Source organism: Deltaproteobacteria bacterium (assembly GCA_030690165.1).
Classification (GTDB): Bacteria; Desulfobacterota; GWC2-55-46; order UBA9637; family UBA9637; genus JACRNJ01.
The window spans coordinates 1-15075 of sequence record JAUYHF010000061.1; the positions used below are offsets into that span (position 1 = coordinate 1).

The 15075-nt window shown below is 43.7% G+C and carries 15 protein-coding genes; 1 reads left to right on the forward strand and 14 read right to left on the reverse strand.

What is annotated here, in order from left to right:
* Positions 1-265: 265 nt before the first annotated feature.
* The 11 genes from Q8P28_10260 to Q8P28_10310 all read right to left on the reverse strand — a co-directional run bounded on the left by Q8P28_10260 (position 266) and on the right by Q8P28_10310 (position 9031).
* A complete protein-coding gene (locus tag Q8P28_10260; GenBank protein ID MDP2683159.1) occupies positions 266-1123 on the reverse strand; it encodes a pirin family protein in 858 nt (285 codons plus the stop codon).
* Positions 1124-1212: 89 nt separating this feature from the next.
* The gene (locus Q8P28_10265; protein ID MDP2683160.1) at positions 1213-1722 is read right to left on the reverse strand and encodes a hypothetical protein; all 510 of its coding nucleotides are present in this window, start codon (positions 1720-1722) and stop codon (positions 1213-1215) included.
* Positions 1719-2267 carry an FMN-binding protein gene (locus Q8P28_10270; protein MDP2683161.1) on the reverse strand — a complete coding sequence of 183 codons (549 nt, stop codon included), beginning with the start codon at positions 2265-2267 and terminating at the stop codon, positions 1719-1721. The genes Q8P28_10265 and Q8P28_10270 overlap by 4 nt, the downstream gene beginning before the upstream one ends.
* 47 nt (positions 2268-2314) lie before the next feature.
* Positions 2315-3631, reverse strand: a complete 1317-nt coding sequence (locus Q8P28_10275) for a porin (GenBank protein MDP2683162.1) — start codon at positions 3629-3631, stop codon at positions 2315-2317.
* A gap of 191 nt (positions 3632-3822) precedes the next feature.
* On the reverse strand, positions 3823-4005 hold the full coding sequence (locus tag Q8P28_10280) for a hypothetical protein (GenBank protein MDP2683163.1): 183 nt from the start codon (positions 4003-4005) through the stop codon (positions 3823-3825).
* A 406-nt stretch (positions 4006-4411) separates the two neighbouring features.
* Positions 4412-4708 (reverse strand): DUF2325 domain-containing protein, encoded by a 297-nt coding sequence (locus Q8P28_10285; protein MDP2683164.1) that lies wholly within the window; start codon positions 4706-4708, stop codon positions 4412-4414.
* Positions 4709-4812: 104 nt separating this feature from the next.
* Positions 4813-5124: a DUF2325 domain-containing protein gene (locus Q8P28_10290; protein ID MDP2683165.1), complete on the reverse strand. Its 312-nt coding sequence runs from the start codon at positions 5122-5124 to the stop codon at positions 4813-4815.
* Positions 5125-5171: 47 nt separating this feature from the next.
* The gene (locus Q8P28_10295) at positions 5172-5711 is read right to left on the reverse strand and encodes an iron transporter (GenBank protein MDP2683166.1); all 540 of its coding nucleotides are present in this window, start codon (positions 5709-5711) and stop codon (positions 5172-5174) included.
* Positions 5712-5788: 77 nt separating this feature from the next.
* Positions 5789-6277, reverse strand: coding sequence for a hypothetical protein (locus Q8P28_10300; GenBank protein MDP2683167.1), 489 nt, complete (start codon positions 6275-6277; stop codon positions 5789-5791).
* Complete coding sequence (locus tag Q8P28_10305; GenBank protein MDP2683168.1) at positions 6256-7578, reverse strand: 4Fe-4S binding protein; 1323 nt, start codon at positions 7576-7578, stop codon at positions 6256-6258. Before Q8P28_10305 ends, Q8P28_10300 begins: the two co-directional genes overlap by 22 nt.
* Before the next feature lies 1 nt (position 7579).
* The gene (locus tag Q8P28_10310; GenBank protein MDP2683169.1) at positions 7580-9031 is read right to left on the reverse strand and encodes an FTR1 family protein; all 1452 of its coding nucleotides are present in this window, start codon (positions 9029-9031) and stop codon (positions 7580-7582) included.
* Between the two features lie 121 nt (positions 9032-9152).
* Between Q8P28_10310 and arcC the strand changes: the two genes are divergently transcribed.
* Complete coding sequence (gene arcC / locus Q8P28_10315) at positions 9153-10103, forward strand: carbamate kinase (GenBank protein ID MDP2683170.1); 951 nt, start codon at positions 9153-9155, stop codon at positions 10101-10103.
* An 85-nt stretch (positions 10104-10188) separates the two neighbouring features.
* Here the strand turns inward: arcC and Q8P28_10320 are convergent, their stop codons facing one another.
* From Q8P28_10320 to Q8P28_10330, 3 genes are read right to left on the reverse strand one after another with little or no spacing between them, the layout of a single operon-like run.
* Positions 10189-10947: a GPMC system MBL fold metallohydrolase gene (locus tag Q8P28_10320; protein ID MDP2683171.1), complete on the reverse strand. Its 759-nt coding sequence runs from the start codon at positions 10945-10947 to the stop codon at positions 10189-10191.
* A complete protein-coding gene (gene secA, locus Q8P28_10325) occupies positions 10948-13662 on the reverse strand; it encodes a preprotein translocase subunit SecA (GenBank protein MDP2683172.1) in 2715 nt (904 codons plus the stop codon).
* Positions 13663-13713: 51 nt separating this feature from the next.
* Entirely contained in the window at positions 13714-15018 is a 1305-nt protein-coding gene (locus tag Q8P28_10330; GenBank protein ID MDP2683173.1) for a 3-deoxy-D-manno-octulosonic acid transferase, read from the reverse strand.
* Positions 15019-15075: the final 57 nt, after the last annotated feature.

Consider the following 15075-nt stretch of genomic DNA (forward strand, 5'->3'; position numbering starts at 1 on the left):
AAGTCTTACTGCTTCTTCCTTAAACTGCTTATCGTATTTCCTGTTCACTTTCCTTTCTTGCATTTCACACCTCCTTAGGTTATATGATTCTACTATAACCTAACCCTTTGGTGTGTCCACTATTTCGGGGGAGGTGCAATAGAATGAAACAGCCTAATAAATCATTTCGGCGGATGGCTATCAGCCATGTATAAGCAAGCCGGCTACATCCGATTATAAGCCGATTCACCTGTTAGTAATGTCAATTATTTTCTTTGGTGTTGCTTTAACGATGTTTGAGAAAAGTTCCCCGCTCATATTCTTCAAACGCAATATTCAACTCTTCCTGCGTATTCATCACAATCGGACCACGCCAGGCAACAGGTTCTCTCAGCGGTCTGCCGGATATAAGCAGAAATCGTGCTCCTTCCTCCTCCGTAGAAATCTTCACTTCGTCGCCATCTTCAAAGATTATCAAACTCTCAGCCCCTATATGTCTCTCTTTCTTTAAATCAAAATACGCCTCACCTTCTATCACATAGGCAAATACGGTATACCCTGCCTGAACATGATGCGTAAATTCAGTTTCCGACGGAACCATCACATCGAGATACGCGGGGTCAATAACGATATCTTGCACCGGCCCCCGGACATTATTGACAATACCGCAAATGAGCTTGATCTTCACGCCGGTATCCAATCGTATCTCCGGAATCTGCTCCCTTTTAATGTCCTGATAGCGGGGTTCCATCATCTTATGTGAAGCGGGAAGATTGGCCCAGAGTTGAAATCCCCACATCAAACCGTCTTCACGTCCTTTCGGCATCTCCTGATGGATAATGCCGCTCCCAGCGGTCATCCACTGCACATCACCAGAAGATATTACCCCTTTATTGCCGAGACTGTCGCCATGCTCGACCCGGCCCTGTAATATATAGGTGATTGTCTCAATGCCGCGATGAGGATGCCATGGAAAACCCCTGAGGTAGTCAGCGGGCTGCGCTGAATGAAAATCATCAAGCAACAAAAAGGGATCAAGCTGCGGTATCTGATGGTAGCCAAACGCCCTCTTTAAGTGTACCCCTGCGCCTTCAATCGTCGGTGCGCTTTTAAGGATTTTTTTTATGCTCCTTGCAGAATGCATCGTTACTCTCCATGTTCAGACTCTTGTCGCATTCCGTTTTTCAGCTAAATAATACTTAAAGCAATTAATAGCCGCCTCATAAAATTACACTACCCTTTTTCAGTCGGTTCTCTTTTTTCAGGACCATTGTATATCCGCAGGACGGTGAATGAGAAGACTAACAGGATTAAAAAACTTGTTTGAAAGGCAATAAAACTCCATAACTTGAGATACGCAAAGGAGGGTGACACAAATCTTATCAGCCATCCAGCGCTCATATCCCCCAGTCCTGAGAGAAATGAGACGATGATTAAAAACAACTTCAAGAACTGATGGATGTTAGAAAAAACGGTTAAGTGATTCACAAGGAGAAGGGCCATTGCAAAAACAAACAGATGCCAGTGTGTTGCCTCTAAAAGACCAATATATGAGACAGGGTTTTTGAACTCCTCTTCCGAGCCAAGGTAATAGTTCACAATACCGTCGTATGTAAAACCTATCCTCTCTGAATAAAGAAGTAAATTAGTAACCCATAGAAGTAAAACATACACAAGGGTAAAAACAAGGATAATTTGCAATAATCTGCTGTTATTAAAATCCCCTTTTGTAAGAAATTTCATTTCCCCTCCTTCTTGAGGATCTTTAATTCGAATATGGCAAGGATATTCCTTATCGCCCGCGTTATCCCTTCTGATGTTATGCTTGCGCCTGAAATGGCGCTTATACCACTTCTTACCCTGAATCTGTCATCCAGGCGTCTGCCTTTGAACAAATCAAGCCATCTCTTTGGAGGAAGATACTCCTCAGGCTCGTAAAATGCAAGGATTTCTATATGCGCGATATCCCCCTTTGGGGTAATGACAAGCATGAAAACCTCTGGCTTTGTCCTCACTATGTGGCTTTCAAAGACAGTATAGCCTATAACACCATCCTTCCCCTTTGCCATATAATAGGTGAAAATCTTGGAGTTGACTTTAGCCTTTGAAAGCTCCTGAATCTTTTTTACATCATCATCGTTTAAAAAGACGGTAAGCCTTTCTGTCTCAATGGCTTCGGGAAATGCCTGCTTCAGGGCATCGTCCTTTGTAAGATAGACCTTGCCTGTTACAGGATTAGTCCATAGTAGAACAACAGCTAATAGCAGTATGGATATGTAAATCTTCATAAAATATTACAGGCGGGTTGTAAAAACCCGCCTGTTGTCCTGAGTATCTAAAATATAAACCCTATCCCGATATTGAACTGGTCAATCTTATTTTCATCCTTTCCAGTGCCCTTACCGGACGGTAGATCAGATGAAGTATCTTTTTCCTGATAATCCGCCTTTACGATAACATTTGGATACGGCTTGAAGCCTAAACCGATGGTTGTCACCGTCCTGTCAAATGTCTTGTCGCTCGTCTGGCCTTCAAACACCTCTTTGTGGGTGTTATAATCTTCATACCGCACAAAGGGGGTTATGGCCATTTCCGAGTCGGATTTTATGAGCGGCATGATATCATATGCGGCCTCCAAATACCAGCCTTCCACCTCTTTTCCCACCTTTGTTGCTTTGAGCGCGGCATTGCCGTCCATTTCGCCGCTTGTAAAGAGCCCTCTCAATTGAAGACCTGCCAGACGATACTGGGCATGCACCTCCCAGAGTGTTACATCCCCTTCCATTCCTGAGGTGCCGGACTTATTTTCCGCGTCTCCTGCATCGCTGTCAAGCTCACCCGCATAGTATGTTCCGCCCAGGAGAAGCCCTGTGACAGGTTCATAGTTGATGCGAACAACGGTTGCAAAGGCATCGGCATTTACCTTTGAGCCTTTCTGCCGTAACTCTCGGATAAAGTTTTTTCCCGCCGGCGTGCCTGTGAGTCCATTTACAAGCGCGGCATTGTATTTGAGCGGCCCTATTTGACCATGCGCCATGAGTCCGATTTCCCGCCATGTAGTGGGAATGATATTGGCTTCAATATCCGGTCTCAACACACCATGAAATACCGTCGGCTCATGATACTCATTGAGAAAACCGATTGGTATAAGGACAAGACCGGGTCTCAGATTGAACGCAGGATTCAGCAGAAAATCGAGGTAGGTAAATTCAACAAAGACTTCCGGGACAACTTCCGGATCTGTAGTCGTACCACCCGCTTCAAAACCGGCGTGCTCAAATTCAAGCTCTGTGTTCATGATGATCCAATCATTGAACTTATAGCCCGTATAGAGGACAAACCGCGATACATCGGCTATATCCGTCTTTGTTGAGTCAGTATAATTGGAATACCGCACTTCACCGTAACCGCCGATGGAGAGCCCCTTTTCCATCGAGTAAATCTTCGATGCCGCGGGGCCGAGCCCCATGAAGCTTTCATACTTGGGCTCTGCGACTGCGCCGAGCTTTAATTTCTCCATCTCCTCGGTCAGCACCTCAATCTGTTTTTTTATCTCTTTAATATCCTCTTCACCGGCATAACCAGACAAAGAAAAACCAACAACAACCAATGTTGTTACAACTCCTGTTAAGATTTTTCTAAACCCTCTCATAAGTTTATTCTCCTTTGATTTTGTTTTATAACTCCGAACCTTGTCCCTGCGAGCTTAAAGCAGGGATACTAACTCCGAACCATTCCATGCAGCCTCCTACTACCGGAATATCTAATCTAAGCGCCGACATCTCCATCACCTCCTTTTGATTGTGATTATTATTTTCATTTTATTGAGAATGATTATCATTTTTAGATTATGCTGTCAAGTGTTTTTATTAAAGAGCATATGCGCCTTTCGACCCTTCTCCCTTTGCTGCAATCTCCTCCTGCCATGAACCAGAGACTCCGTTTACTTATGCTTATCTGCTCACCCCATTTGCTGTTTTTGTCATCCTCTTCTACTTTTGTCTTACTATCCTCTCTTTCAGCCACACAAAACCTCCTTTTTTGTTTTTATCCCTATATTACTGGACATATCCGAAGGGTTTTTCTAATTTGGTGAAGCATCGAAAGTTCGCTGTATTAAAAATAGGGGAAGGGGTGAAGAAGCCCCTTCCCCAGGAGGAAGGAAAAAAGAAGAAGACCCCGTCCTTCGCGGGTTTTTCCGTGGAGGCAGCCCAGCATCTCCACGGAAGCCGGTGTAATTGCTCCCAAAAGGCCAAACCCTAACCCCATCTATCCCTTCAATATGCCCCAGGTGCAAATTGTTCAGGGAATATCTGTCAGGAATGAATAGCCTTATCCTAAATCTGCCAGGCAACTGGTGGATGATTGCGTATCTCATAAGTTTCTAAAACCTTAGTAACAATAAAGCACGCACACAGAATACCTTTTTCATTTAATTGATACTTCTTTCGTTTGTAATCCCCTCAAAGCATCTCTTCAGGCTGGATACACTGCCGGTAGAATGGCACATAAGGACGGGGATACCTTCTCTTTTTTTAGATAGGGCTTTTTCCCTGGCATTATGGGATACCCTGTAGGTGAATACGATAATGGCATCCATCCCGCCCAGCCTTTCTTCAAGCCTTGGGCAATCCCTTTCAAAGTGATGAAGACTAACACCATACCTCACAGCCACCCTCCGGTAATCCCCCCTAAGCTTATCCATACCTCCTACCACCGCAATAGACATACCAACCTCCTTTGAATTTAATTATTATTTTCATCTTATTGAGAATGATTATCGTTTTTAAATTATGTTGTCAAGTATTTTTATTCATATTTGTATTCATATTCCTATATAACTACATCACTACCTCTTTTAATAGTTTGAACTAACCCATCAAGGCATCTTTTTAAGCTTGATATGCCGCATGAGTGGCACATAAAAACAGGAATATTTGTCTCTTTCCCCTTAGAAAGTGCGATATTTCTGGCGCTATGGGATATTCTGTTTGTAAATATGATAATGGCATCGGCATCCCCAAGCCTCTCTTTCATGTTCTGGCATTCCCTCTCAAAATGCTTTAGCGTAATATCATATCTTGACGCAACCCTCTTATAATCATTCTTTGCCCTGTCCATACCTCCAATAAGTGTAACGCACATAAAACCTCCTGAATATGATTATTGTTTTCAATATATTGCCAAATTTTTTAATACCCGCCCTTTTTACCGGCCCCAAAAAAGTTAAACTCCCATTCTATCTCGAAGGGCTTGAACCAGTCCCTGACACCGGTCTCTCTATCAGTGTGCCTGCCAAATTCGCCTTTCTTAAGCGGGTTTTCTACTTTATAGATAACTCTGTATTTTCCAGCGCCAAGCATCTTTACATTGTCGCCATAATGCGGGCCGTCATTCGCCGCCATAGGCATCATAGCCCCTTCTATCTTCTGGTGTGTATCCAATTTTATGATTGTATAGTGGATGGTAAGATTGGGTATCCATTCCCCTGCTGCAAAACCGTTGGGGTTATTCTCCGCTGCCTTGATATCGCACTCAAGATGGATATCCGATTCCCCTCTCGGCTTCATAATACCCTTCGGCTCCATTTCAATAGCCTGAAGATACACGGCGGCAATCTCCATGCCGTAGAGGGACTGGGGAAGTCCTATCGGCGTCTCAAGAGCAAATACCGGCGCATAGAATAACGCCGCCATAATTAGTGCAAGAAATATTGTTCTTAATGTTTTCATTTCTAAAGCCTCCTTTTTGGGATTCTTTGACTCTCTGTGTTTTGGTGGACACAGCCCACACTACTCCTGCCTACTGCTTACTGCCTACTCATATCAAGCCCTACCCCCTTTCTATCCAGTTCTTTAGCTGTATTCCTTAATGCATCTATAAGATTAACTGTTTGCTTTTTCACATCTGATAGAGGCGCTTTATTAAACATCGCCTTTCGCAAATCCCCAAAGCCCTTTTCCAGTTCTGTTGCCTTTTTAAGGGAGATATGCCGCCTGACCGCAATCTCCATATTGGCCTTCTCTCCCTCAAATATGCCGAAATAGGCATCTGCCGCCTTCTCCATTGCATCATTGGCCTTACCTGTCTCATACAACTTCATGGCATCATGCAAGACGATCTCAATCTCCATGGCTATACCTGCCCAGGCATCCTGGCCAGCATAGACCCGGCCTGATACCAAAAGGAAAAATAAGATAATACACAATACTACTGCCGGCTTTATTTTATGCCTTCTTTGAATATAATTTTTATTTTCAATAATCATTGAGTTTTTTAAAATAGCGCCATATTCCATGCCGCGGCTACCAACCCTATTCCAAGTATATTCGGTATCATTGCCTGGCTAAACAACCCATGAAGCCTTGCAGCCATATATAAACTCCATATACCGCCGCCTGTAAAAAGAGCCCACTGGATTGTATGTACTGTTTCTTTGTTTAAACCAAGACTGACCAATGACTGGAAAAGTATCAAGCCGAGACCCAATACAAGGGATATCAGAGCAACCGGCGTGTATAAATAACCCAATCTTGCTACCTTTGTCATAACATCCTCTTTTTCCCTCAGCATAAAGGCAGACAGCAACGTTAATAGGAACAGAACAACAGTAATAGATATCATACTTAACAGCATAAAGCTTGTTATGGATGTAAAATCAAGCCAGTTAAATACCTCCCCTGCCTCTTGATAATTAACCATAATCCACCACGGGCCGCTTTTTCCTATAAAATCTCCTAAACTGTAATTTAATAAAAAACTGCCAATCGCCTGTTTATATTGTATGTAAATTGGGTTTACCTGCCAGTGGAAAGCGCCTAATGCAAGGCCTGTTGCTAAAAATAGAAATAACACTTCCAAGATGTTCGGTTCCCTTGTTTTTATTTCTTCTATCTCAAGCCCGGGACGTCTTATATTCAGATGCAGAGAGCTGGACGTCTCTGGATTTACACATCTGAAGCACTCAATACAGTTGGAGCTTGCAACCTTGTTTGTTGTATTTATAAAGGTGGGGCAGACACAACCTTTTCCGTTCCCGCCATTTTTCTCAAAGCTTACAGCGCCAAGCCTTGAAAATATGCCGAGGAGCGGACCTATGGGACAGAGATACCGGCACCACGGCCTTCGCCCGCTCGCATAAACAAAGCCAACTATCGCAGCTAAAACCATTGTCCCTCCAAGAACTTCCATAGCAGCCGGAGGATAATCTCTGGCGCCTATAAGCTGGGCAAGGGTTGTAATAAAAATGAAACTGACCACGGGCATACCTTCCCACCGCATCCACCTCGGGATAGGCCTATTCAGCCCCTTTCTGCCTGCGTATTCGCTCAATGCACCCTGCGGGCACAAAAGTCCGCACCAGAGTCTTCCAAACAAAATCACTGAAAGCAGTACCAACGGAAACCACAACCCCCATATCAAAAACCTTGATATAAGCGTGAAGTTGTTCCATATCGCATCATCCTCTGCCGGCAATGACAAAAAGGGCGGAATAAAGATTAGCGCCATAAAGACAACAAACATCCCCATATGAATATATCCAAATCTTTCTCTGTTCCTTACAAAGAAATTTTCAATGAGTCCGGCAACATTATTCATATCAGCCCTTCTTTATATTTTTTTCCAATTCCAAAAACACATCTTCAAGCCCTTTTGCAAGTTTATCCATATGCCCTGCCACCTCATGCACCTTTTTATCTATCTCTACAAGGTGTTTTCTTATCTCATCCGTCTCCCTGTCTGCAATTCCGCTGGATAACCCGTGGCATATCATGGCATGCCGGCTCACATCGTCTAATATTTCATGGATGCTGTTTATATCAGACTCTATATGGGTTATGTCCTTTGCAACTGTTATCGTTTCTTTGTAAGGCCTCAAAACAAGGCTATAAATAACAGCTGCTATAAGCAATGCAACAAGACCCCCCTGAAGTAATATCCCTTCCCATGTCGGGTATATGCCCAACAAACCTATTGTTGGAAATCCTTCAATGTATGTAGAAGAAATCCATTCAGCCTCCTGCAGTTCCAATATCCCCTTTCCTGCAAATGTAAAGGCAAGATAATAAAGGAATGCGGATGTTACAGCGAAAAAAGGGCCTATTGGAATCCTGACGCTTCCATATTTAATCAGGATAAATAGACCAATGAGACAGAGAGAGCCCGCGGCAAATCCAGCAATGATTGCGCTGCCATTACCGTCTGATGTGGAATACAATGCCTGATAAAAAAGTATTGTCTCAGCGCCCTCGCGATAAACAGATAGAAATGCGGCAAAGCCCAGCGCAAGGATATTGCCTTTGCTCAGAGAACTCTCCACCTTTGATTTTATGTAATGCTGCCACCTTGCGATCTCTATCTTTGTTATAAGCCAGTAGCTCACATAAAACAAAACCGCAGTGGCAAATAGCATTGTAACCCCTTCAATGGCCTCCCTGCCGGCGCCGCTGATGGTGATTACTGTCTGGAGAAGAACAGCGGTAACAAGACTTGCAATGATGGCCGCTACCGCGCCCTTATATACTGTTCTAACCTTATCCTTCTGCCCTGCCTTTGTAAGGTAGGCTGTAAGCGCGCTTATTACAAGGATTGCCTCAAAACCCTCCCGTAAGATTATTATGAACGAATTAAAGAATGCGGCGTATGGCGACCCTTCCTTCCCCTCACCCTTTTCCAGGAGTTTTTTGGCGTCCTTTTCCAATGCCCTTGCAAGCAGGCCAATTTTTTTCTTTATATCATCCGCAGGCGCATTTGCAGCCATAGCCTTTCTTATATCGCCGAACATGGATTCCAGAAGAGTCTTCCTGTCTGTGGAGATATATAAGCCCACAGCAGTCTCCATACCGCTTCCTTCAAAGGCATTAAAATATGCCTCAGATATAGATGCCTTTGCATTATCTATCCTTCCCTCTGAGTACGCATCCGCGCCTCTATTCAAAATACCCTCTATTTCATGACCAACATCTGTCCATCTCTTTTCACCTGCAAAGACAGATGCAGAAACAAAAAATATAAATACAACAGCAATGCAAAATGTTCGCCTAAATGACATTTTTACTCTCCCTATACATTATAATGAAAATGAATATCATTTTTAAATTATATTGTCAAGTGTTTTCTATTCTGCCGGCAAACAGTTTGACAGTAATTTCAAAAGCAGGTATCATCAGACCATGATAGAGAAACCCATAACCATAGTATCCATAGGCGGCAATACACTTATCAGGAAGGGAGAAAAAGGTGAGATTGAAGAGCAGTTTGAGCATACGGAAAGATGTATGACCTATGTTGCGCGGCTGGCTGCGCAAGGTTTTAGAATAGCCATAACCCATGGAAACGGCCCTATCGTTGGAAATATCGTTATAAGAAATGAGGCTGCAAAGGATATTATCCCGGCCATGCCCCTTTATATATGTAACGCCGATTCAGGGGGCGGCATAGGTTTTATGATTCAGCAGACTTTGTATAATCAGTTAAAACAGCTAAATATAAAAAGAAGTGTGGCTACTGTTATTACCCAGGTTGTGATTGATAAAAATGACACGGCATTTTCTCATCCAACAAAACCAATAGGGCCTTTTTACACAAAGGAAGAAGCAGTAAAAAACCAAAAGGAGAAAGGCTGGACAATTGTGGAAGACAGCAACAGGGGCTACAGAAGGGTTGTCCCCTCCCCTAAGCCGCTAAAGGTTGTTGAGGCGGATGTTATAAAAAAACTGGTATTGGACGGCATTATTGTGATTGCTGCCGGCGGCGGAGGGCTACCTGTAGCGGAATCGCCGGATGGCAGTCTAAAAGCCATGGATGCTGTGATAGATAAGGATTTGGCAACTGCTGTATTGGCCAAAGAGATAAAGGCAGAAACATTTATAGACCTGACATCAATTGATAAGGTTTATATAAATTTTGGCAAACCCAACCAAACCGGATTAGACAAACTTACTCTTTCAGAGGTCAGAAAATACCTTGATGCCGGAGAATTTGCCCCCGGAAGCATGGGGCCTAAGATAGAAGCAGCCATTGAATTTCTTGAGGCAGGTGGCAAAGAGGTTATAATAACAACGCCGGAACTTCTTGAATCGGCAATAGAAGGAAAGGCCGGTACGAGGATTACTCCATTGTAAATTGCAAATTGCAAAATGTAAATCGCAAAAAGTTTTTAGCTTTCACTTTGCCTTTTACAATCTGCAATCTTCAATTTGCAATGCGCTATAGCGCAATCTCCATTCCATCATATGCCAGTTCAAATCCGGCAGGAAGCGCCTTATTTGTTTCATCATAATCCAGGTTATGGCTTAAGTGGGTAAGAATAACCCTTTTAGATTTTAGCTCTGCCCCGATCTGGACAGCCTCCTGAATACTGAAGTGAGTGGGATGCGGTTTATGGCGAAGGGCCCCTAATATCAATACATCAAGATTTTTAAGCTCTTCTTTAGACCCGTCCGGAATCTGGCTGCAGTCTGTTATATATGCAAGCCTCTCAATTCTAAATCCAAGCGCCTGCATTTTGCCGTGATAAACATTTATCGGCTGAACCAAAAGACCAAAAAGGTTAAACGGCGCTGAAATCAGAAAGGTCTCAAGCTCCGGCTTCCATCCGTCATTTTCCTCAACTGCAAAGATGTAATTAAACATACTCCTTATGCGGTTGATTGTAAATTCACTGCCGTAACACGGAATCGGCCTCTTCTGTATCATATTAAAACTTCTAAGCTCGTCAATGCCGTGGATATGGTCAGCATGGGGATGGGTATAAAGAACAGCGTCAATCCGCTCTATCTTATGGGTCAGGGACTGTTGCCTCAAATCAGTTGCCGTGTCTATCAGGATATTCCTGTTATTTGCAGTTATAAGAATGGATGAACGTGTCCGCTTATTTTTAGCGTCTTTTGATGCGCATACGTTGCATTTACAGCCAATTACAGGAACCCCTGTGGATGTTCCGCAGCCTAATATGATTATCTTCATTCACTTCCCGCAGCACTTCTTATATTTTTTGCCGCTCCCACAGGGACATGGCTCGTTTCTGCCAACCTTCTGCTCAACATGAACAGGCTTTGGTTTTTCATCCCTGGCCACCGACCCCTGCCCCCTGACCCCTTCCGGGCTTTCCCCTCTGCTCAAAACAAACTGCTGAGGCCTCTTCACAGGTTCAAGGCTTGCGACATCTTCTTCCCTTGTAATCTGAACCTTAAACAGTCTCTCGCATACCTCCTGTTTCAGCCTGAATATCATGTCTGTAAAAAGGTCAAACCCCTCTTTTTTATATTCCTGTAAAGGGTTTTTCTGGCCGTAGCCGCGGAGTCCTATCCCTTCTTTCAAATGGTCCATGGCAAGGAGATGGTCTTTCCAGAGCGTATCCAATGTGTGGAGCATTACAACCTTTTCCAGATGCCTGAACGACTCCTCGCCTATAGATCCAATCTTCTTATCGTATGTCTTCTTTGCCTCATCTGCAACAAGGTCAATCAAGCCGTCCCGTGATTGCAAATTCTCAAATTCCTTATCGTCAAACTGCGCATCAAACTGTTTATAAACCGCATCCTTTATTGCCTTTGTATCCCACTCTTCAGGATGTGTTTTTTCATCCACATAGGTAAATCCAATCTCCTCTGCCGCATCCTCTATAAAACCTGCAACCATATCCTTCAGGCCTTCCTGACCAAGTATCTGCCGCCTGTATTTGTAAACAACCTCCCTCTGCTGGTTCATTACATCGTCGTATTCAAGGATGTGTTTCCTTATATCAAAGTTGTGCGCCTCAACCTTTTTCTGGGCATTCTCTATGGCCTTTGTGACAAGGCCGTGCTCAATCGGGACATCCTCTTCCATGCCCAGCCTATCCATAATAGAAGAAATCCTGTCCGAGCCAAATATGCGCAAAAGGTCATCTTCAAGGGATAGATAAAATCTGGATGAACCAGGGTCGCCTTGCCTTCCTGCGCGGCCCCTTAACTGGTTGTCTATCCTTCGCGACTCGTGCCGTTCTGTACCAATAATATGCAGGCCGCCAAGTTCAATAACCTGCTTCTTCTCTTCCTCGCAAAGTTGTCTTGCGGCGGTAAACGCATATTTGTAGGCATCCGTAGCATCATCCTTTCCTGCCTTCTCCGCGGCCAGCGCCTCAGGATTCCCGCCAAGAATAATATCCGTCCCCCTTCCTGCCATATTGGTTGAAAGTGTCACAGCGCCAACCCTTCCTGCCTGGGCTATTATTTCCGCCTCTTTTTCATGCTGCTTTGCATTGAGCACATGATGCCTGACTCCCTGCTTTGAAAGTAAACTCGCCAGCCTTTCAGATTTTTCTATAGAAATAGTGCCGACCAGAACAGGCCTCCCCTTTTCATGCCACTCCTCCACCTCCCTTATGACCGCATTAAACTTTTCTTTTTCAGTCTTGTAAATCAAATCAGAGTAGTCAGTTCTCCTCATCAGCCTGTTGGGAGGCATAATCATTACTTCAAGCTTATAAATCGCATGAAACTCCGCTGCCTCTGTATCTGCCGTGCCTGTCATGCCTGCAAGCTTTTTATACATCCTGAAATAATTTTGGAATGTGATAGTGGCAAGGGTCTGGTTTTCATTTTCTATCTTCACCTTTTCCTTTGCCTCAATCGCCTGATGGAGGCCGTCGCTCCAGCGTCTTCCCGGCATGAGCCTGCCTGTAAACTCATCCACTATGATGACCTGGTTATCCTTTGCTACATAGTCAACATCTCTGTGAAAAAGCACATGGGCCCTCAGACCCTGATTTACATGATGCAGGGTCTCAATATGCCTTGGGTCATATAAGTTTTCTACATTCAAAAGATGCTCAACCTTCTCAACACCATCCTCAGTTAATATTACCTGCCTTGCCTTTTCGTCAACTGTAAAATGCGCGTCCTTTTTCAAGTTAGGTATTATTCTGTCAATTGTATAATATTTATCAGTGGACTCTTCTGCCTGGCCTGAGATGATAAGCGGCGTCCTCGCCTCATCTATCAAAATGCTGTCCACCTCGTCAACTATTGCGTAGTTAAGCTCCCTCTGGACATACTCTTCAAGGGAAAATTTCATATTGTCGCGCAGGTAATCAAAGCCGTACTCGTTGTTTGTGCCGTATGTAATATCAGCCTGATACGCCTCTCTGCGGCTCGCAGGTCTCAGATGATAAAGCCTCTCATCCTTCGGCACATAGGCAGGGTCATAGAGGAATGAAGCATCATGTTGTATGACGCCGACAGATAAACCGAGGCTGTGATACAGGGGGCCCATCCACTGCGTATCTCTCTTTGCAAGATAATCATTGACCGTAATAAGATGGCACCCTTTGCCCTCCAGCGCATTAAGATAAAGGGGCAGGGTTGCAACAAGGGTCTTGCCTTCCCCTGTCTTCATCTCAGAAATCTTTCCATTATGAAGCACAATCCCGCCCAATAACTGGACATCAAAATGCCTCATGTTGAGCCTTCTCCTTGCCACTTCCCTTACAACTGCAAATGCCTCCGGCAGTATATCATCCAGCGCCTCGCCCGTCTTAAGCCTTTCCTTAAACTTCTGCGTAAATGCCGCAAGCTCAGCATCTGTAAGCCTTTTTATGTCAGGCTCAAGGCTGTTTATCCTTTCAACAATGGGCTGAATCTTTTTTAGTTCCCGTTCGTTTCTGCTTCCAAATATCTTTTTTAATGCTATGCCTAACATGATGTAAATGTCTCCCTTTTACGATTGTGTTTTATAACATATCCTTAAACATTATTCCACCATGAAACTTTCTAAAACCTTCAGACACTTTTCAGTCGCACCCCTATTCTCTTCCAGTGCGCTGTATGCTGCGCTGCCGGCCTTCTCTGCATAAGCCTTGTCAGCAAGCAGTTTCTTCAGCGCTTCGAAGAGGTCTTTAATATTATTTACCCTTATTCCCCCGCCTGCCGCTTCCAGCATCTCCGCCATTTCAAGATAACTCTTAAGATAATGGCCATAAATTACAGGCTTCTTATAAACAGCAGGTTCAAGAAGATTATGGCCTCCAATATTTACAAGAGTTCCGCCTACGAATGCCACAGCGGCAATGCTATAAATATTGGAAAGCTCCCCGATAGTATCCAGAAGTATTACGTCATAGGAGGTAGGGGATGGGAGGCAGGAGGTGGGAGTTACAACAGTTCGTCTTATGACAGTAAGCCCCTTCTCTATGACAAGTTTCTCCACATCTTTAAACCTTTCCGGATGCCTTGGCGCAATTATCAATCTTAAACTTGGAAACTCCTGTTTAAGCCTTTTAAAGATACCAAGTATAATTTCTTCCTCACCCGCATGGGTGCTTCCTGCGACAATGATTTTATCATCATTTTTTATATTGAACCCGCGGATAAACACATCCCTCTCAGCAGGAGACCATCCAATATGGCTTATATCAAATTTTATATTGCCGGCCACTGAGGTCTTCGCAGGCTCCACGCCCAGGGCTATTGCCCTGATATTATCCTGTTGTATCTGGCTTAAAAAATAAGATATGCTTCCGAATATCCTGTTGAAGAAAAACCCAAACAGCCTGTACCGCCCGAAGGAGCGGTCTGATATTGTTCCGTTTACAACCATTACAGGAACCCCATTTTTTTTAAAGAGCCTCAATATATTCGGCCATATCTCTTTTTCCACTACTACAAAAACTTTTGGTTTTATTCTTTTTACAACACTGCTAACAACCCAATGAAAGTCAAACGGAAAATACACAAGGCTGTCAATCCATTGAAAACCTTCTTTCAAAGCAACTGCATTGCCCGTTGATGTAACAGTAGAAAATACAATCTTTACATCCATGTGTTTTTCTTTAAAATGTTTCAGAAGCGGCAGAACCGCCTTTACCTCTCCAACAGAAACGGCATGAAACCAAACCACCCGGCTATCGGATAGTTTTCTGAGTTTTCCTTCGCCTATAAAACCAAATCTTTCTAATATACCTTTGCGATACTTGCCGGCAAATATCATCTTAAAAATAAAATACGGCAGAAGAAGAATCAGGGATATATGTAGGAGGATGTCGTAGAGGAAAAACATAACAATTAGTGAAAAATGTAAAATGCAGATTGCAAATTGAAAAGTAGAAACATTTTT